Genomic DNA, 18,981 nt, shown 5'->3' on the forward strand with positions numbered 1-18,981 from the left:
GTGGTGGTGCTGCTGTCAGTCGCGCGGGCGCTCGGGGTCCGGCGGGATCACCTCGTTACCGTGGCCGCCGAGCTCGTACGGCGAGAGGGCGTTGCCGTTGTCCGGGAAGCTGTCCGAGGTGTGCTGACCACTCTCCCGGATCTCCGTGCGGTGCTCGGGCCTCTCCGGCTGCTCCTCCGGGCGAGGTGGCGGAAGTTCCTTGTCCCGGCGCCGCATCCCCCACCAGAAGCCGCCGATCAACACAACCACCACTGCCAGCCCCGCGATGCCGACGATCACGCCCACTGCCCCGGGGCCGTCGTCGGCGAGGATGGCGGCGAGCGAATTGCTTGCTCCGTTCGTAACGTCCATGCATGGCGCATACCCCGGAGAATCGATCACAGACAGCCATTGACATGAATTCATGTTTTATGACGATGTCACGGTAAATGTGTTTCACATGGTGCGAATCGGCTACACGATGTTGACCGAGCAAGCGGGCCGACGCGCTCTCGTGAACGACGTGGTCCTGGCGGAACGGGCCGGATTCGACTTCTCCGTCACCTCCGACCACCAGTTCCCCAGGTTGGATTCCCAGAGTCACGCACCCTATGCCCGGCATGTCCAGCCGGACCTGGGCGGAGGGCTATCCGGTGCCGACGACGTGCTCGTTGACGGGGTAGGCGGCCCGCTGGGATCACCGGACGGCCGTCCCCCCGGCGCGGGCTCGTGTCGCCGACGCGCAGCCGCGGGGTGAGCCTGGGGTGATGCGTCTCGGCGGGTCGTCGGGGCAGGGATCGCCTCGCCGAGGACCCCGCCCACGCGGTCGGCCCGCAGCGCGGGCCCGGCGAGCAGCGCTCACAGCGCTCCAAGTGAAAGGGAACCAGGGTGAACAACGCACAGGAACAGAAGCAGGAGCACCAGGAGAGCGGCGACGTCGTCGTGACCCTGAGCGGTTGCCCCACCCAGGACGCGCGCACCGTGTTCGAGGTGCTGCGCCGTTCCTTCGTCTCCGACCGCCCTGCGAGCGACACGCCCGAGAGCGCTTCGGACACCCGTCCGACCGTGTGGACGGCGACCGTCGACGTGTCCCAGACGAAGGAGGGGCCCGCGCCAGCACAGCTGTCCGCACCTGTGGCCATCGAGGCGCAGGGCGGCTACTGGGCTGTCGACCGCTTTCGCAGGACCCTTGAGGACGCGTTCACCGTCCGCCTGGTCGGCACGGCGGCCGGAGACCAGGAACAGGAGATCCGGCTGAGGCTGGAGAGCCACCGCCCCGCGTGACGAGAGATGCACCCGATCACGGAAGGTACGCGCACATGGACGTCACTCCCGGAGCCTTCGGCACGGACACTGCACCCGTGCCGGTCCCCGACGACCGTTCCACCTTCACGCTGCACGTCAACGGCACGTCGTACACCCTGACGCTCGATCACCGGACCACCGTGCTGGACATGCTGCGCGAGCACCTCGGGCTCACGGGAGCGAAGAAGGGCTGCGACCACGGCCAGTGCGGTGCCTGCACCGTGCTCGTCGACGGCCGGCGTGCGAACAGCTGTCTGCTGCTCGCCGTCGCCCAGTCGGACGCCCGCATCACCACGGTCGAGGGGCTGGCCGACGGTGACCGGCTGCACCCGCTGCAGTCCGCCTTCCTGGAGCGGGACGCGCTCCAGTGCGGCTACTGCACCCCCGGACAGCTCTGTTCGGCGGTCGGCATGCTCGCCGAGGCCGAGGACGGCTTCCCCTCCCACGTCACGCCGCCCTCCGGTCTCGCCGATGACGGACCAGCACCCCTCGGCGCCCACGAGATCCGCGAACGGATGAGCGGCAACCTGTGCCGGTGCGGCGCCTACCCCCACATCGTCGAAGCGATCGAGGACGTGGCTTCGTGAAACCCTTCGCCTACCAGCGCCCCGCCACCGTGGCCGAAGCCGTACGCGCCGGGGCGGGCCATCCCGGCGCTCGCTTTCTCGGCGGCGGGACCAACCTCGTCGACCTGATGAAGCTCGGGGTCGAATCGCCCGGCCTTCTCATCGACGTCAGCCGGCTGCCCCTCGACCTGGTGACCCGGACCGATGACGGCGGCCTCAGGATCGGCGCGACCGTACGCAACAGCGACCTGGCCGCCCACCCCGACGTGCGTAAGAACTACCCCGCTCTGTCGCAGGCACTGCTCGCGGGTGCCTCCGGGCAGCTCCGCAACACCGCGACCACCGGCGGGAACCTACTGCAGCGCACCCGGTGTCCGTACTTCCAGGACGTCTCCAAACCCTGCAACAAGCGTGTCCCCGGCTCCGGCTGCCCGGCGCGCGGGGGGGCCCACCGTGACCTCGCCGTGCTCGGCCACTCGCAGGACTGCGTCGCCACCAACCCCTCCGACATGGCCGTCGCGCTCGCGGCGCTCGACGCCGGCGTCCGGCTGTACGGGCCCGAGGGGGAGCGGACCGTGCCCGTGACGGACTTCCACCGGCTGCCCGGCGACAATCCCGACCAGGACACCATGATCAGGCCCGGCGAACTGATCACCGAGGTGGTGCTCCCGCCCCCCGTCGCCGCTGCCGGCTCCCTCTACCGCAAGGCGAGGGACCGCGCCTCCTACGCCTTCGCACTGGTCTCCGTCGCCGCCGTGCTGAGCGTGCGCGACGGCCACGTCGAGCACGGCGCGCTCGCGTTCGGCGGCGTCGCGCACCGGCCGTGGCGCGCACGGGCCGCGGAGGACGTACTGCGAGGCGCGCCTGCGACCCGGGAGACCTTCGCCCGGGCGGCCGACGCCGAACTCGTGGCCGCCGTTCCCCTGCGCGACAACGGTTTCAAGGTGGACCTGGCCCGCAGGCTTGCCGTCGGCGCCCTCACCGAACTCAGCTCCCGGGCCGCGACCGCCTGATCCGCCGCAGTGGTCCCGCCCGCCTGCTCTCCGGCCGAACACACGACGAACCGAGGTCCTACGCCATGAGCCGTTCCCCGCAGCCGCTGGGTGCCCCCGTCGTACGCCGCGAAGGCCGGGACAAGATCACCGGTACCGCCCGATACGCCGCGGAGCACACCAGGCTCGGCCTCCTCCACGGCTGGATCGTGCCCGCCGCCGTCCCGAGCGGGCGGGTCACCGCGATCCGCACGGCCGACGCGCTCACGCTGCCGGGGGTGCACACCGTCCTGACGCACGACAACGCGCCGAAGCTGAACGAGCCGGACGACCCCATCCTCGCCGTGCTCCAGAACGACCGGGTACCGCACCGCGGCTGGCCCGTCGCCCTCGTCCTCGCGGAGAGCACGGAGGCGGCCAGAGCCGGTGCCGCCGCGGTACACGTCGAGTACTCCACCACCGGGCACGACGTCGTTCTCACGGAGGACCACGCGGGCCTCCGCGTCCCGGACGAGGCCAACGGCGGCTTCCCGGGTCTGCGGGAACGGGGTGACGCCGGTGCGGCGTTCGACGCGGCACCCGTGCGTATCGACGCGGCCTACACCCTGGGCGGTCTGCACAACCACCCGATGGAACCCCACGCCTCGACCGCCGTGTGGGAGGGCGGGCACCTGACCGTCCACGACTCCAGCCAGGGATCCTCCACGGTGCGCGACGCCCTCGTCCAGGCCCTGGGCCTCGGTCCGGACGCCGTCACCGTCGTCTCCGAGCACGTGGGCGGAGGGTTCGGCTCCAAGGGCACTCCCCGCCCTCAGGTCGTCCTCGCCGCGATGGCCGCGCTGCACACCGGGCTGCCGGTCCAGCTCGCCCTTCCCCGGCGGTACATGGCCGCGGTCGTCGGCCACCGCGCACCCACCCTCCAGCGGGTGCGGCTGGGCGCCGGCCGCGACGGCGTGCTCACCTCCGTCTCGCACGAGGTCGTGACGCAGACCTCGCGGATCAAGGAGTTCGTCGAGCAGGCCGCCGTTCCCGCCCGCATCATGTACGCATCGCCCCACAGCCGCACCGCTCACATGGTCGTGCCCCTCGACGTGCCCAGCCCCTCCTGGATGCGCGCGCCGGGAGAGGCCTCCGGGATGTACGCGCTGGAGTCGGCCATGGACGAACTGGCCAACGCCCTCGGGATGGATCCGGTCGAGCTCCGGCTGCGCAACGAGCCGCAGACCGAACCCGACAGCGGCCTTCCCTTCAGCAGCCGTAACCTCGCGGCCTGTCTCACCGAGGGTGCCCGGATGTTCGGCTGGTCCGGCAGGGACCCGCAGCCCGCGTCCCGTGAGGAGGGTCCATGGCTGCTCGGCACCGGGGTCGCGTCGGCGACGTATCCCGTGCTCGTGTCGAAGTCGGCCGCGTCCGCCCACGCGGCATCGGACGGCTCCTACCGGATCGGCGTCAATGCCACCGACATCGGTACAGGGGCCCGCACCGTCCTCGCGCAGATCGCGGCATCGGTCCTGGACGTACCACCGGAGGACGTGCGGATCGACATCGGCAGCAGCGACCTGCCGACCGCACCCCTGGCCGGGGGTTCCTCGGGTACGGCCTCCTGGGGATCGGCCGTGCACAAGGCGGCCACCGCCCTGCGTGCCAGGCTGGCCGGGCACGGCGGGCCGGTACCGCCCGGGGGCATCACCGTCACCGCCGACACCGGTGAGGAGACGGAGAAGGAGCCCCCGTACGCGCGCCACGCCTTCGGCGCCCACTTCGCGGAGGTGGCCGTCGACTCCCTCACGGGTGAGGTGCGGGTGCGCAGGCTGCTCGGCGTCTACGCCGCAGGGCACATCCTCAACTCCCGTACGGCGCGGTCGCAGTTCATCGGCGGCATGGTGATGGGGCTGGGCATGGCCCTCACCGAGGGCAGCACCATGGACCCGGTCTTCGGGGACTACACAGAGAGCGACCTGGCCTCCTACCACGTGCCGTCGTGCGCGGACGTCCCTGACATCCAGGCGCACTGGATCGACGAGGACGACCCCCACCTCAACCCCATGGGAAGCAAGGGCATCGGCGAGATCGGCATCGTCGGCACGGCCGCCGCGATCGGGAACGCCGTGCGGCACGCCACCGGTGCACGGCTCCGCGCGCTCCCCCTCACCCCGGACAAGCTGCTGCCCTACCTGCCGTGACGGCAGGTGACGAGGCCCGTCCCGTCGCCAGGGTGCTCGCGCCAGAGCACCGGCCAGGTGCCGCGCTCCGCGCCACGCGAGAACGGGGCGAGACCAGGTCTCGCCCCGTTCTGTCAGCCGTGGGGGGGGGGGGGCTGTCGTCAGCGCAGCGTGTAGGCCGTGGGGATGGTCTGTTTGACCGTGTTGCCCTGGCTGTCGGTCGCGCTGATCCTCAGTCCGACGCCCTGGGCGGCCTGGTCCCGCCGAGGGTTCTTGATCGTCGTGGTGAAGGTGTTCCTTCCGGTGGCCCTGGTGGTCGACGGGCGCCAGGTCCTGCCCCCGTCGAAAGTGCTTTCCACCTTCAGCGATGTCACCTTGGGCAGGGCAGTGAGGCGCTCCTGGTAGTAGCCGACGACGGTGATCTCGTGGGCCTCCCCCGCCCTGACGGTGTTGTCCAGGGCCAGATCGAAGTCGTAGCGCAGGAAGATCAGCGGCTCCGGGCGGCAGGCCGCCCGATTGCTGGCGACCACATCGCCCATGCACGGGTTGTTCTTCGGGATGTCGTCCTCGGTCGCCGTGGCGGAGGTGTACCGCCAGACCGTCCTGACGTCGTTGGTCGTCGCCTCGAAGGTGTACCGGGCCGACTTCGCCGGAAGGTCGTACGAGACGAGGTCACCGCCCTTGCAGCCGGACAGCGCCAGCATCGCCGCGGCCGCGAGGAGCATGAGGGCCCCTCCGCGGCGCCGTGCCGACGGCACAGGGGTGTTCATCGCGTTGGTCTCCTCAGCGGTTTCGAGTGCCATCACAGGCTGTCCCAGCCCTGGTCGGGGAGGTGCTCCGTGCGACGCCCGACTTTGTCACCGGACGCGTCCAGCAGTGTGAAGTCGCAGGTGGAATCGAGGTTCGGCACGGTGGGCGAGGGAGTCTTCCCGCAGCTCGAGAGTTCGCTGAAGTCGTGCTGGAGAAGCTCGTCGTCGACGATGCCGATCAGCGCCTGGCGACCACCGCCGCTGCCCGTCAGGTAGAACGTGGGGTAGAAGCTGTCGCCCTGCCGGCAGCCCGCGCACGGTCCGGCCGCGACCGAGAAGCCGGACTTGGTCCGCACCTGAGGCACGGCACCTGGTACGGCCGGCCCCGCGTTCCAGTGGATCTCGTTCCTGCCGGTGAGGAGCAGGTCGTTCATCTCGGAGCGGTTGTGCTCCATGAAGAAGTCCGCCCCTTGGTCGGCCCACGACGCGGTGAAGCTGTTGATGGCGTCGTCCTGCCGCTTGACGAAGGCGGTCACGGTCTGCCGCGTGAACGGCTGCGGAAGGGCCACGTGTGAGGTGGTGGGGTTGCCCTGGAAGTACTGCCTCCAACTCAGCTGGTGGACCACTCCGGGCCGTGCGCCGTGGAAGGAGAGGTCGACCCGGTCGAGATCGTCCTTGCCGACCCGGTAGGCGTTCGGCCGGATCTGTCCCTCATCGTGGTACCTGGCGGCGTACGCCCTCGGTACGACGCTGCCGCCGAGGCTGATCCGGACATGCGACCGGTCGGCCTTGATCCGCTTGATCAGGCCTTCCGCCTCGGTGTAGGGCACGGTCACGAGGGGCAGTGCGGCGTACGGCTGGACGGCCGGGCAGCTCTGCGGGCCGTCCGCACACTGGTCGAAGTCCGAGGTCCGTCCCAGCGAGGTGAGGTCCGGTGCCGCGACCAGCACGCCGGCCGCGCCGGCTGCGGCAGCGGCCGCCACCCGCTCGTCCCGGAGCTTCGGGAAGTCACATGTGCTCTGACAGATATCGGTCGGTGTCAGGAGTACGAGCTTGCCCCGGGCGTTGACGTCCGCCAGTTCGGCGGCTGACCCGGTGCCGGCGTGGACCACCTGCAGGTGGCCCTTGACCGGCAGTCGGGGAACGGGCATCGCGGCTTCGCGGGTGCTCGGGTCCCCATTGTCGCGCAGCCATCCCTGCGTCTCGGTCACCACGGCGTCCGGGGTCCCGTACCGGACGGACAGGTTGAGGGGGGCACCGCCGCCGGTGGTCCGCATGGTGACGACGGGAGTCGTTCGCGAGCTGTAGAAGTCGTGGGTGAAGGTGCCTTCGCTCACCTTGCCCGTGGGCAGGACCCACCAGTGCGGTTCACGCGCCTTGTACTCGGTCGTGAGAACCGTGATCGTCCCCCATGCCCCGGTCTCCGAAACCCGGTTGACGGTGCTCGACGCCGTGTAGGTCTCGGTGGACTCCGGATACCGCACGCGCAGCGGCTTGGCCTTGCGCAGGTCCAGCGTGACCGTGGTCGCCTTGGTGAGGCTGACCTCCGGTGCCATCGGGTTGGCCTGCTGCCACTCGCCGCTCGCGTCCCGCCAGCTGACCGACATCTCCGCCGCGTAGGTGCCGCGGAAGAGCTGCTCGGTCACGGTGTCCGCGCCGACCTCGTAGTTGGAGCCCGCGTGCAGGTGTACCTGGTCGTCGACCGGCATGATGGTGGTGGTGCCGTAACGGACGTCGGTGGCACCCGCCGGGACGACGACGTTCAGAGTCAGCGGGAACTTCTGGGCCTCGACGAAGGTGTGGACTCCCGAACTCAGCCGTATCGCGCCCGAGTCGTCCCGGGCGCTCAGCAGCCCGTTGTAGCCGCCGTAGGCCCCGTCGGCGCCGAGCACCCTGCCATCGAGCGTCACCGACACCTCGGCGGACCCGTTGGCGGGGACGGTCACCTTGTTCGTGCTGAGGGTGAACAGGCCTGCCGCGGCGGGTCGGCCGTCGGCGTAGGAGACCGGCATCGTGAGATGCAACGTGGTCGCCTCGTCACCGCGGTTGGTGTACGTGATCTTCTTCGTCACCGCCGCGTGAGGGTAGGCCAGGCGGCCGAAGTTCAGGTTCCCCCTCGGGACGACCCGCGGATTGGTCGCGGCCGCGAGGTCCACCAGGCCGGTGCCCTGGGCGTACAGGTCGTGCCCCAGGTCGCCGGCGGTGTCCATCAGCAGCGACTTGATCTGCTGACCGGTCAGCTCCGGGTGCTGCTGCGCGACGATGGCCGCGGCGCCCGCCACGTGCGGTGTGGCCATCGAGGTCCCGTTGGACGCGGTGTAGAACTCGTCCACCACGGTACCCATGGCCGTGCCGGCGGCGCGTGCCGCGACGATGTCGACGCCCGGAGCCGCGATGTCCGGCTTGGCGGCTCCGTCCCCGATCCGCGGTCCGCGGTTGGAGAAGTTGGCCATGTCGCCGTTCTTGTCGACGGCCGCCACGGTCAGGGCGTCGTCGGCGGAGCCAGGAGAGACCACCTTCTGGGCGACGAAGCCGGAGTTGCCGGCCGCGACCACGAACAGGGTCCCGGTGGTACGGCTGAGCTCGTTGAGCGCCAGGCTCATCGGGTCGGTGCCGTCGGTGGGCTCACCGCCGAGGCTCATGTTGACGACCTTGGCCCCCGAGTGGGCGGCCCAGTCCATGGCCGCGATGATCCCGTCGTCGGGGCACTGCCCGTTGTCGTCGCAGACCTTGCCGACCAGCAGCTTGGCGCCAGGGGCGACGCCCTTGCGCAGCCCTTTCGACGCGGCGCCGCTGCCGAGGACCGTGGACGCCACGTGCGTGCCGTGTCCGTGCCCGTCCTTGATGCCCGTGGGACTGCCGGTGAAGTCGACCTGTCCGGCGATCCTTCCGGCCACGTCCGGGTGGGTGGGGTCGATACCGGTGTCCAGCACCGCCACGCTCACGCCGGTGCCGTCGTAGCCCCGCTCCCAGGCGACAGGCGCGCCGATCTGCGGGACCGACTGATCGAGGTCGACCCTGGACATGCCGTTGAGCCAGACCTTCTTGACCCCGGCCAGGGAGCCTGCGGACCGGGTGGCGGCGGAATCGGGATCCGTCTTCCCCCGCACGCCCTGCCACCACCGTCCGCCGCCGGCGATGTTCATCGAGCGTCCGTTGATGCTGGGAAGTGCCCTGCCGCCGGACGCCCCGGCGAACTTCCGCGTCGTGTCGGCGCCGGCCGCGCCGGTGTAGGTGACGAGCACCGGCGTTTTGCCGCCCTTGCCCGCCGCGGCGAGCGTCGCGAGCCGGCTCAGGTCGAAGAGACCCCAGTCGAGCACTCCCTTGCCGACGAGCGCGAGGGCGTCGTCCGGCACGACGTACACCTTGCCCTGGCGGGTGATGGTGTGGAACACGACCGGGGGCCCGTCGGGCCGAGCCGCGCCCTCGATGTCGCGGACGACCGGCTTGCCGTCGTCATCGACACCGACGTGCACCCTGTCGCCTGTGATCAGAGTGACTGTGACCGATCCCCCGGACGCGGAGATCACCCGCGCCAGGTCGTCGTCGGCGATCGCCACAGGGCTGTTCGCCGGTGCGACACCGGATGGCGTTGTCCGCGGGGCCGGTTCGGCGGCGTGGGTCGCCGTCGTCGACACGAGCATGCCGAGGACGGTCAGACCGACGGTCACCGCGCCCCGGCGTCTGCCGCTGCGCCTTCTTGCGCTTGGCCTCATCTATGGGTCTCCTGTGAGAGGAAGGACGGGGAACAGGGGGGAGAGGCACGTCGGGGAGGCGTGCGGGACGACGCTTATCGGCGGAGGGGACTCCCGGTGCGGGAGGCCGGATGAGGGAGCGGGGTCCGGTGCTTCGGATCTCGCGGTGGAGGAGCGAGGCAGGGCGCAGCCGCGCCGACCGGCGATCACGCGGAGAGGTTCGAGGCCGGGGCCCACGAGCCCGGTATGGTCCCAACGAGCTTTCCTGGTGCGGCACTAGAGCGGTTCGTACTCGCCTAGGTCGTGGGCACCAGCCCCCGCGCTGTCGGTGGTGGCGGCGTACACCGGGCCGAGCGGCGGCCCGGCCGGAGCAGGTTCACCCTGGGAACCCTCTTCAGGTTCGGGTGGGTCGGCCGCTGGCGCGGGCGTCGGTGGTTCGGCGGGCTGCATGGCGACGAGTGTGCGATCAGGCCGGCTGCCGGCGCGATCCGTCAGATGCGGGATTTAATTCCGCCGCCCCTTCACCGATTTTTCTTCGTCCCCGCAACGTCGGGCCTCATTCACTCGTCGCCCGGGGACGGTTGCCTCACTGCGCCGACGAGGCCCGACTCGACGACCCTGACCGCGAGTGCTGTGCGCGAGGTCACGTCCAGTTTGCGCATCGCCGATTTCACCTGACTGGCGACCGTCTGCGCCGACACCACGAGAGCCTCTGCTATCTGGCGGTTCGTCAGTCCTTCGGTCAGTAGCCGTGCCACTGTCAGCTCCCGCGGCGAGAGCCGGTTGCCGTAGCCGGGACGCCCTCGGCCGCGCGTCACCGCGGGGACCTCCCCTCCCCGCAGGTTGAGAAACCGGATGATCCGGTCGGCGTCGTTGGGGGCGCCGAGTTCCGCCAGCGCCCGCGCGACGCCGGACAGCAGCGACAGCCCGGCCTCGTCCCTGCCTTCCGCGAGCAGGCAGCGGGCGGAGCGTTCCCGGGCGAGCAGCGCGTCGTACGGGCGCGGAAGTGCCTCCCACGCGGTGGCCGCACGGGCGAACAGCGTGGCGGCGTCCGCGAGGCGGCCGTCGGCTTCCGCGAGGATCGCCCGGCACAGGACCAAGGACGCCTGCGGCGCTGGAGCGTCCCTGTCGCCCAACGCCGCTTCGAAGGTGTTCACCACGTCCGTGGCGCGAGCGAACCGACCGGCGGCGACCAGGGCCCCGGTGCGCGCCGGGGCGAACTCGACGGCCCGGGACCACAGTCCGCCGCCGACGGCGATCTCGGCGGGCTCGTCGGTGAGGCGCAGCGCCTCGTCGACGTTCCCGTCACGCAGGCTCAACTGGGCCAGCGCGGCCGCGGCTTCGATGCGTTGCTGGTCATCGCGCGCGGCGAAACGCAGCCGCTCCGTCGCCGCGTCGCGGTCTCCGGCGGCGGCCTGCAGCAAGCCCGCCACCAGTGCCGCTTCGCACCGGTCCTTCAGCCGTACACCGCTGTCGTCGTCGACGAGCCGCGCCGTCTGCTCAGCGAGTCCCGACCAGGCGCCGGTGAACCAGTCGAGGTGGGCCCGGGAGGAGGCGATGCTGTCGAGGTAGTCGAGGAGGTGGTGTCGCTCGGCGACGGTCCGCCCCTTGGCCAGTCGCGCCCGTGCCTCGTCGTACCGCCCCCACCGCGTCGCCTCCTCGCCGACGTTCGTATGGCCGCTGGCCACGATGGACGCCGCTCGCGGATCCACGACGTCGTCCGGGATCTCGCGGGCCGCGGCCCATCCGGCCTCCTCACCCAGCATGAGCAGCGCGAACGCGCGTTCCACGGACAAGTGCAGTCGGTCGAGGGAAGCCATCGACGGCGTCAGCGCCGGCGCCTCCCGCAGCCAGCGCAGGTGCTCCGATACGGGTCGTGGGTCCCCCAGGGGCAGGGCCAGCAGCACGCGGGCGCGCGCCGTCTCAGGTGATCCCGGCGAAAGGTGGGGCACCGCTGTGAGGATCTCGCGGCGGCCCGCCTCGATCTCGCCCGCCACCATGAGCACCCGGCCGACCTGGAAGCGGACCGACGCCTGTTCCACCGGCGTCAGAACCTGGCCGCCGAGGGCCGAACGCAGCGATTCGATGATCGCCGAGTACGGGTCGGAGCCGGACAGCGCCTGGAACTGAATCTTCGTCACCAGCCGTACCAGTACGGCGGCGGGGAGCGAGACGGTGGCGACCAGGCTGTGCATCAGCAGCGCCGAGGTGGCCACGTCCCCGGACTGCACACAGAGGTCGGCAGCCTCCTCCGTGTACCGCCACGCGGCCTCGACGTCGCCGGCCAGCCGGAAATGACGGGCCAACTGCGCCACGGGGGGCAGCGGCCACCGCTCCAGCGCCCGGCCCGCCCGCAGGTGCATGGCACGCCGTTCCCCGGCCGGGATCGTGTCGTACACGGCATGGCACGCCAGCGAATGCCGGAACGCCCACTGCCCGGGCCTGTCCTCGCGCAGCAGGCCGCACCCGAGCGCCTCGGCCGCCAGCGCCTCGAACCGTTCCTCCGGCAGACCGGTGAGCTCGCGGAGTGTCCCGTAGTCGGCCGGGCCGGACAGCACCGACACCGCGTAGAGGACGGTGCGGGTGTCGGGCCGAAGCCGCTGGACGCGTTCGAGCATGGCGTCGCGGATCGTCGGCGGAACCTCGATACGGTCCAGTCGACGCCGTGCCCACCCGCCGTCCCGACGGATCAGATCCGCCCGGTCGTGCATCAGCCGAACCGTTTCCTCCACGGCCAGCGGCCCGCCCTCTGTGCGTTCGTGAACAAAGGCCGCGAACTCGGCCGACACGTGCTCACCGGCCAACATCGACGAGACGAACGAGGCGGTCTCGTCGACATCCAGCGGCCCCAGCGTCAGCCTGACCGCATGGGCGTCGGAAGGCACCCGGGAGGACAGCCGCCACAACAGGGAGTCAGGCGGCACTTCGTCCCGGCGGAAGGTCAGCACCACGCTCACCGGCTGCGGCCGCCGGGAAACCAGGAACAGCAGGAATTCGAGCGTCGTCTCGTCGGCCCAGTGGAGGTCCTCCAACACGAGGACCGCCACGTCGAGCCGGCCGAGGACCTCGACGAAGGCTCGGAACAGCCGGTGCCGGGCAGCGGTGGCGTCCTCCAGCGCCTCCGGGGCCGGAGGAAGGTCGTCGGCCCACTCGGGGAACAGCGGCCTCAGTGCCCCGCCCAGGCCGCTCAGCCGCAACCCGGCAACGTTGTCGAGGCCGTCGCGCACCGCGTCCACCACCGCCCCGAGGGTGTACGGCACCCGCAACTCCAGGCAGGCGCCGACCAGGGCCCGCCGCCCCTGCTCCGCCTGGAACGCCAGGACCTCGCGCAGCAGTCGGGTCTTGCCGATGCCCGACTCCCCGTCGATCAGGACGACCACGGGGGTGCGTCCGAGCGCCGATCCGAGCGTGTCCATCTCACCGTCCCGGCCGACGAACCGCGGCGCGCACAGCGCCGGGAGCCGACCGCCGTCCGTACTGACCCCTCCAACCACCGCCATGTCCCCTCAGCCGTCCGCCACTACGCCAGCGTCGACATTATCCCCGGGAGATCACGTAAGGGCTCCAGCGCTGACAGCCTCAGCCACCCGCTGCGCATGTCAGGGGCAACACAGAGCCCACAACCCCGCTCGTGTCGCCTGGGCCGGAGCCGTTCGCGTCACCGGGGCCGCCGGAGTCCGCACGTGTCGACTCGGGGCCCCGGGTCACTTCGGTACGAGCACGATCCAGACCTGGCCGGTCGCGAACGTCATAGGCTTGCCGTCCTTGGTGGTGAAGTCGGTGGCTGACTCGGCGGTGTTCCGCTCCCATGCCACGTCGTACGACTTGCCGTCACGCAGCACGGCTGCCGAGCCGGACCCCACGGTCGCGCTGAAGGGTGAGGTGTTTCCCCCTCGGTCCCGGAAGCGTGAGGGCTGCACGTCCACATCCTGTAGGACCACTGTGGCTGCTCCGAGCCGGTCCCCTGAGGTCGTACGGGCCGGAGTGCCGTCCATGCTCACGAGCCACCGGTCCCGGTCGGCAGCCCAGGTGAAGGTGAAGCGTGCCGACGGGTACGACACGGTGCGCCCGTTGACGGGGGTGCCGCCGGAGGGCGGCACAGCGAAGCGGAGCCCGATGTCCTCAGCCGCGTTCACGCCGGTGGAGGCGTGCGGGATCTTCCCTGGACGCAGATACAGATTGTGCGGTGCCGCGCGGTCCCCGCTGCGGAAATAGGCATCCGGTGCCTTCGACGGCGGCAGCGCGTCGAGGGGGGCCGCTTCGATTGACGGCCGGAGGGCGGACTGGGCGCCCGAGTACGCGAGCGTGGGCTCGTCGAACTGCCGGAGTAGCTCCAGGTCTGTCTCGCGAGCGCTGCGTACGGGGCCGATGACCGACGGCACGTCAGAGGAGTAAGCGGCGAGTATGCGGCTGAGACCTGCCTCCACTTGCTCCACGTAGACGATGTCGGCCTTCTCGAGTCCGGTCGCGGGCCGGGCCGCGGCTACGTTGTCGATCTTCACGGCGAGGACGTCGGCGCGAGGTGCGGATGTCTGAGGAGTCGTCTTCCCTCCATCAGAGCTGCCGCAGGCCGCGGTGATGGCGAGCGTCAGTGCGGCGAGCAAGGCGGCGGTTGATCTCTTCGTTCCGTAAGCAGGCATGGCTGCCGCCCCTTTCGAACCGGCCCTGCGGAACCGGCTCATGTCTGCTGCGGGGATGACTCGTCCGTCAATCATCGCGCAGAAGACCGGCCGGAGCGTCTCAGGCGCGGCATCGGAACCCTTCCGACGCTGCCCGGCCTGCCGGCCACCACCTTGGTGAAGATCCTTTAGCGTGGCAACAGCAATTTGACCTGCTCCCGGGTGACCTCGACGGGCGGAGCGAGGAGATGCACAGGTCTGCTGGGCACACCAGGTGGACGAACCTGACCCCCTCGGTTGCGAGACCGGCCATTCGGGCTCACCCTGAGGAGTGACCAGAAGTGACCAAAGCTCACGCTTCGTGTTCGGGGGTCGTTGGTACAGACGGGGTGAAGCACGTGGGCCTCGCGGTGAGGAGCCTCGACGATGACCGTTCCACTCGACCGGCACTATTCGGTCGAACTGCAGGTGTCGGCAGAGCGCATTTCGCAGATGCGGCGCATAGTCGCCGCGCACCTTCGTCACTGGAGTCTCGACCTGCACGTCCGGCCGGTGTGCCGGGCGGCCGAAGAACTCCTGACGAACGTCCGGCAGCACGTCGGCGAAGAGGACCGCTGCGTCCTCGAGCTGCGCTGGACCGGCCGGCACCTGACGGTGTCCGTGGCCGACGACGACGCCCGGATGCCCCGGCTTCTCGACGGCGGCGGCGGCGGTCTCAGCCGCGTCATGGCCCTCAGCGACAGCTGGGGCACCTGCCGGACCGCGGGCGGCAAAGTCGTTTGGTTCACGCGCTACGCCGAGTCCCCGTGCACCACCGAGCTGCTCCCGCGTACGCCGCTCCCGGGCGGCCGTACCTCCCGCAGCACCCCGGTCGCCGAACTCGTGTGACGAACGGCCCCGATCCGGCCCGGCCGGTGCGGACGGCGTGCCCCGGGCACGCATGATCCGCGCCGGCCGGGTACGCGTGTGCGAGGGGCCGCGTTGCGCCCGGCTGCGTGGCACCGCACGGTCGAAGAACGATGCAAGGAGGAACACCCATGCCCATCGCGACGGTCGATCCCGCGAGCGGTGAGACGCTCAGGACCTTCGACGCACTGGACGAGCGGGAGACCGAGCGCAGGCTCGCGGCCGCCCACCGGGCGTTCCGCAGCTATCGCACGACGGACTTCGCCGAACGCGCCCGCCTGCTGAACCAGGCTGCGGATCTCCTCGACGAGGACCGGCGGGACATCGCCCGCACCATGACCACAGAGATGGGCAAGCCGGTCAAGGCCGCCCGCGCCGAGGCTGCCAAGTGCGCCAAGGCGATGCGCTGGTACGCGGCCAACGCCGAGCGCCTGCTCGCCGATGAACACCCCGACGAGACCGACGTCAAGGACTCCGGTGCCTCGCGCGCCCGGGTGCACTACCGCCCGCTGGGTGTCGTGCTCGCCGTGATGCCGTGGAACTTCCCCCTCTGGCAGGTCATGCGCTTCGCCGCGCCCGCGCTCATGGCCGGTAACACCGGTCTGCTCAAGCACGCATCGAACGTGCCGCAGACCGCCCTCTACATCGAGGACCTGTTCAGCAGGGCCGGCTTCCCCGAAGGCTGTTTCCAGACACTCCTCATCGGCTCGGGCGCCGTCGAGGCGGTCCTGCGCGATCCCCGGGTCGTCGCAGCGACGCTGACCGGCAGCGAGCCGGCCGGACGGGCGGTCGCCTCCGTCGCGGGCGACGAGGTGAAGAAGACGGTCCTGGAACTGGGCGGCAGCGACCCGTACATCGTGCTGCCCTCGGCCGACGTCGAGAAGGCCGCCGACACGGCGGTGAACGCCCGCGTGCAGAACAACGGACAGTCCTGCATCGCGGCCAAGCGCTTCATCGTGCACGCCGACGTGTACGACGCCTTCGCGGAGCGCTTCACCGCGGGGATGCGTGCCCTGACGGTCGGCGACCCGCTCGAGGAGTCCACCGACGTGGGCCCGCTCTCCAGCGAGCAGGGCCGCACCGACCTGGAGGAGCTCGTCGACGACGCCCTGGGCAAGGGCGCCACCGTGCTGTGCGGGGGCGGGCGCCCGCAGGGCATGGACCGTGGCTGGTTCTACGAGCCCACCGTGCTCGCGGGTATCACCCCGCAGATGCGCATCCACCGCGAGGAGACCTTCGGACCGGTAGCGACGCTCTACCGCGTGGCAGACCTCGACGAGGCGGTGGATCTGGCCAACGACACCCCCTTCGGACTCAGTTCCAACGTATGGACGCGTGACGAGGCGGAGATGAACCGCTGCGTCCGCGACGTGGAGGCGGGCGGCGTCTTCTTCAACGGAATGACGGCATCGCACCCCGCGCTGCCGTTCGGTGGCGTGAAGCGCTCCGGCTACGGCCGGGAGCTCGCTGGGCACGGCATCCGCGAGTTCTGCAACGCGACCACCGTCTGGTACGGCCCCGACCCGGACGCCAGCTAGGAGACACACTTCATGACCGAAGCCCGAACACCGCCCGCGTCATCCGTCCTGTCCGACGACGAGCTGGCGGCACTCGACGCGCACTGGCGGGCGGCCAACTACCTCGCGGTCGGCCAGATCTATCTGATGGCCAACCCACTTCTGGACGAGCCGCTGGCCCCCGAACACATCAAGCCGCGGCTGCTCGGTCACTGGGGGACCTCACCGGGCCTCAACCTGGTCCACACCCACCTCAACCGGGTCGTCAAGGCCCGCGGCCGGCAGGCCGTCTGCGTCTGGGGGCCCGGCCACGGCGGACCCGCGGTTCTCGCCAACGCGTGGCTGGAGGGCAGCTACTCGCAGACGTACCCCGACGTCAGCCGTGACCGCGCGGGGATGGGCCTGCTGTTCAAACAGTTCTCCTTCCCCGGTGGTGTGCCCAGCCATGTCTCCCCGGAGACCCCGGGATCGATCCACGAGGGCGGTGAGCTGGGGTACGCGCTCGCCCACGCCTACGGCGCCGCCCTCGACCACCCGGACCTGCTCGTCGCCTGCGTCGTCGGGGACGGGGAGGCGGAGACGGGACCACTGGCCGCGTCCTGGCACTCCAACAAGTTCCTCGACCCCGTGCACGACGGTGCCGTCCTGCCGATCCTGCACCTCAACGGGTACAAGATCGCGAACCCCACGGTGCTCGCCCGGCTGCCCGAGGACGAACTCGACGCTCTCCTGCGCGGATACGGCCACGACCCGGTGTACGTCGAGGGGGACGACCCCGCCGCTGTCCACCGTGCGATGGCAGCGGCCATGGACCACGCCCTGGACCGCATCGCGGAGTACCAGCGCGCGGCCCGGGACGAGGGGGTCTCCGAGCGGCCCCGGTGGCCGATGATCGTGCTGCGGACACCCAAGGGCTGGACCGGCCCGGCGGAGGTGGACGGGCTGCCCGTCGAGGGCACCTGGCGTGCCCACCAGGTCCCCCTGCCAGGAGTGCGGGAGGATCCCGGTCATCTGCGCCTGCTCGAGGACTGGATGCGCTCCTACCGGCCGCACGAACTCTTCGACTCCGACGGCCGGCCGACGGCCCAGGTCCTGGAGTGCGTCCCCGAGGGCACGGCCCGGCTGGGCTCCACGCCGTACGCCAACGGCGGCCTGCTCCTGCGCGACCTCCCGCTCCCGCCCCTCGAGGACCACGCTGTACGGGTCGACAAGCCCGGGAACGTCCTGCACGAGCCCACCCGGGTGCTGGGTGGCATGCTCGCCGATGTCATGGCGGCCACCGCCGGGCGCCGGGACTTCCGTGTCGTCGGGCCCGACGAGACCGAGTCGAACCGGCTGGGCGCGCTCTACGACGTCACCGGCAAGGTCTGGCAGGCGAAGATCCTCCCGACCGACGAGCACCTGGTCCGCGACGGCCGGGTGATGGAAGTCCTCTCCGAGCACCTGTGCCAGGGCTGGCTGGAGGGCTACCTCCTCACCGGCCGGCACGGGCTGTTCTCGTCCTACGAGGCCTTCGCCCACATCGTCGACTCGATGGTCAACCAGCACATCAAGTGGCTGCGCACCTCGCGCAGACTGCACTGGCGCGCACCCATCGCCTCGCTGAACTACCTGCTCACCTCGCACGTCTGGCGCCAGGACCACAACGGCTTCTCGCACCAGGACCCCGGCTTCGTCGACCACATCCTCAACAAGAGCCCCGAGGTCGTCCGGGTGTATCTGCCGCCGGACGCCAACACGCTGCTGTCGACGGCGGATCACGTGCTGCGCAGCAGGGACTACGTCAACGTCATCGTGGCGGGCAAGCAGCTTGGCTTCGACTGGCTCACACTCGACGAGGCCCGCGCCCACTGCGCCCGCGGTGCCGGGGCGTGGGGCTGGGCGGGCACCGAGGACGGCCGCCGCGAGCCCGACGTCGTGCTCGCCTGCGCCGGCGACGTGCCCACGCTGGAGACCATGGCCGCGGCGCAGCTCCTGCGAAAGCACCTGCCCGAACTCGCCGTGCGCGTCGTCAACGTGGTCGACATGACGCGGCTGCTGCCGCGCGACGAGCACCCGCACGGCATGCCGGACGCGGAGTACGACTCGCTCTTCACCCGGGACAAGCCGGTGATCTTCGCGTATCACGGCTATCCGTGGCTGGTGCACCGCCTCGCCTACCGCCGGTCGGGCCACCCGCACCTGCACGTTCGGGGCTACAAGGAGGAGGGGACCACCACCACGCCGTTCGACATGGTGGTGCGCAACGATCTGGACCGCTACCGGCTGGTCATGGACGTGATCGACCGGGTGCCGGGACTGGGCGTACGCGCCGTCGCCGTACGCCAGGCGATGGCGGACGTCAGGACCCGCCACCACGACTGGATCCGCGAGCACGGCAGCGACCTGCCCGAGGTGGCCGACTGGACCTGGGAGGGCTGAGCACCGGGCGGGCACGCCATGGACGCACTCCGGCCGGCCTGAGGCGAAGCAGGCCGGCCGGAGTGCGTCC

General features: G+C 70.8%; 12 protein-coding genes and 1 pseudogene. 8 read left to right on the forward strand and 5 right to left on the reverse strand.

Annotated features, from left to right (window positions below; all coding sequences use genetic code 11):
* Window positions 1-15: 15 nt before the first annotated feature.
* Complete coding sequence (locus ACFU5K_RS16625; protein ID WP_384061717.1) at window positions 16-351, reverse strand: DUF6479 family protein; 336 nt, start codon at window positions 349-351, stop codon at window positions 16-18.
* Window positions 352-439: 88 nt separating this feature from the next.
* Between ACFU5K_RS16625 and ACFU5K_RS16630 the strand changes: the two are divergent.
* The 5 genes and pseudogenes from ACFU5K_RS16630 to ACFU5K_RS16650 all read left to right on the forward strand — a co-directional run.
* Window positions 440-595, forward strand: a pseudogene (locus ACFU5K_RS16630) (LLM class F420-dependent oxidoreductase); the annotation flags it as partial.
* Between the two features lie 272 nt (window positions 596-867).
* Complete coding sequence (locus ACFU5K_RS16635; protein ID WP_384061718.1) at window positions 868-1,263, forward strand: hypothetical protein; 396 nt, start codon at window positions 868-870, stop codon at window positions 1,261-1,263.
* 35 nt (window positions 1,264-1,298) lie between these two features.
* The gene (locus tag ACFU5K_RS16640) at window positions 1,299-1,871 is read left to right on the forward strand and encodes a 2Fe-2S iron-sulfur cluster-binding protein (protein WP_384061721.1); all 573 of its coding nucleotides are present in this window, start codon (window positions 1,299-1,301) and stop codon (window positions 1,869-1,871) included.
* Window positions 1,868-2,863 carry an FAD binding domain-containing protein gene (locus ACFU5K_RS16645; protein WP_384061723.1) on the forward strand — a complete coding sequence of 332 codons (996 nt, stop codon included), beginning with the start codon at window positions 1,868-1,870 and terminating at the stop codon, window positions 2,861-2,863. Before ACFU5K_RS16640 ends, ACFU5K_RS16645 begins: the two co-directional genes overlap by 4 nt.
* 65 nt (window positions 2,864-2,928) lie before the next feature.
* Window positions 2,929-5,025 (forward strand): xanthine dehydrogenase family protein molybdopterin-binding subunit, encoded by a 2,097-nt coding sequence (locus tag ACFU5K_RS16650; protein ID WP_384061725.1) that lies wholly within the window; start codon window positions 2,929-2,931, stop codon window positions 5,023-5,025.
* A 140-nt stretch (window positions 5,026-5,165) separates the two neighbouring features.
* On the opposite strand, the gene ACFU5K_RS16655 is transcribed toward ACFU5K_RS16650, so the two are convergent.
* The 4 genes from ACFU5K_RS16655 to ACFU5K_RS16670 all read right to left on the reverse strand — a co-directional run bounded on the left by ACFU5K_RS16655 (window position 5,166) and on the right by ACFU5K_RS16670 (window position 14,088).
* A complete protein-coding gene (locus ACFU5K_RS16655; protein WP_384061728.1) occupies window positions 5,166-5,807 on the reverse strand; it encodes a hypothetical protein in 642 nt (213 codons plus the stop codon).
* A complete protein-coding gene (locus tag ACFU5K_RS16660; protein ID WP_384061731.1) occupies window positions 5,807-9,469 on the reverse strand; it encodes a S8 family serine peptidase in 3,663 nt (1,220 codons plus the stop codon). Before ACFU5K_RS16660 ends, ACFU5K_RS16655 begins: the two co-directional genes overlap by 1 nt.
* A 539-nt stretch (window positions 9,470-10,008) precedes the next feature.
* Complete coding sequence (locus tag ACFU5K_RS16665) at window positions 10,009-12,948, reverse strand: ATP-binding protein (protein ID WP_384061734.1); 2,940 nt, start codon at window positions 12,946-12,948, stop codon at window positions 10,009-10,011.
* Between the two features lie 204 nt (window positions 12,949-13,152).
* On the reverse strand, window positions 13,153-14,088 hold the full coding sequence (locus ACFU5K_RS16670) for a DUF3048 domain-containing protein (protein WP_384061737.1): 936 nt from the start codon (window positions 14,086-14,088) through the stop codon (window positions 13,153-13,155).
* Between the two features lie 405 nt (window positions 14,089-14,493).
* Between ACFU5K_RS16670 and ACFU5K_RS16675 the strand changes: the two genes are divergently transcribed.
* The 3 genes from ACFU5K_RS16675 to ACFU5K_RS16685 all read left to right on the forward strand — a co-directional run bounded on the left by ACFU5K_RS16675 (window position 14,494) and on the right by ACFU5K_RS16685 (window position 18,911).
* On the forward strand, window positions 14,494-14,955 hold the full coding sequence (locus tag ACFU5K_RS16675; protein WP_384061740.1) for an ATP-binding protein: 462 nt from the start codon (window positions 14,494-14,496) through the stop codon (window positions 14,953-14,955).
* Window positions 14,956-15,104: 149 nt separating this feature from the next.
* Entirely contained in the window at window positions 15,105-16,511 is a 1,407-nt protein-coding gene (locus tag ACFU5K_RS16680; protein WP_384061743.1) for an NADP-dependent succinic semialdehyde dehydrogenase, read from the forward strand.
* A gap of 12 nt (window positions 16,512-16,523) precedes the next feature.
* Window positions 16,524-18,911, forward strand: a complete 2,388-nt coding sequence (locus tag ACFU5K_RS16685; RefSeq protein WP_384061745.1) for a phosphoketolase — start codon at window positions 16,524-16,526, stop codon at window positions 18,909-18,911.
* The last annotated feature ends 70 nt before the right edge of the window (window positions 18,912-18,981 follow it).

This window comes from Streptomyces sp. NPDC057428 (genome assembly GCF_042803195.1).
Lineage (GTDB): Bacteria > Actinomycetota > Actinomycetes > Streptomycetales > Streptomycetaceae > Streptomyces.

What these genes read in the sequence shown, in the direction of transcription:
- ACFU5K_RS16625 (WP_384061717.1), bottom strand. Translation starts at nt 351, where the DNA reads ATGGACGTTACGAACGGAGCAAGCAATTCGCTCGCCGCCATCCTCGCC.
- ACFU5K_RS16640 (WP_384061721.1), top strand. Translation starts at nt 1,299, where the DNA reads ATGGACGTCACTCCCGGAGCCTTCGGCACGGACACTGCACCCGTGCCG.
- ACFU5K_RS16650 (WP_384061725.1), top strand. Translation starts at nt 2,929, where the DNA reads ATGAGCCGTTCCCCGCAGCCGCTGGGTGCCCCCGTCGTACGCCGCGAA.
- ACFU5K_RS16655 (WP_384061728.1), bottom strand. Translation starts at nt 5,807, where the DNA reads ATGGCACTCGAAACCGCTGAGGAGACCAACGCGATGAACACCCCTGTG.
- ACFU5K_RS16660 (WP_384061731.1), bottom strand. Translation starts at nt 9,469, where the DNA reads ATGAGGCCAAGCGCAAGAAGGCGCAGCGGCAGACGCCGGGGCGCGGTG.
- ACFU5K_RS16665 (WP_384061734.1), bottom strand. Translation starts at nt 12,948, where the DNA reads ATGGCGGTGGTTGGAGGGGTCAGTACGGACGGCGGTCGGCTCCCGGCG.
- ACFU5K_RS16670 (WP_384061737.1), bottom strand. Translation starts at nt 14,088, where the DNA reads ATGCCTGCTTACGGAACGAAGAGATCAACCGCCGCCTTGCTCGCCGCA.
- ACFU5K_RS16675 (WP_384061740.1), top strand. Translation starts at nt 14,494, where the DNA reads ATGACCGTTCCACTCGACCGGCACTATTCGGTCGAACTGCAGGTGTCG.
- ACFU5K_RS16680 (WP_384061743.1), top strand. Translation starts at nt 15,105, where the DNA reads ATGCCCATCGCGACGGTCGATCCCGCGAGCGGTGAGACGCTCAGGACC.
- ACFU5K_RS16685 (WP_384061745.1), top strand. Translation starts at nt 16,524, where the DNA reads ATGACCGAAGCCCGAACACCGCCCGCGTCATCCGTCCTGTCCGACGAC.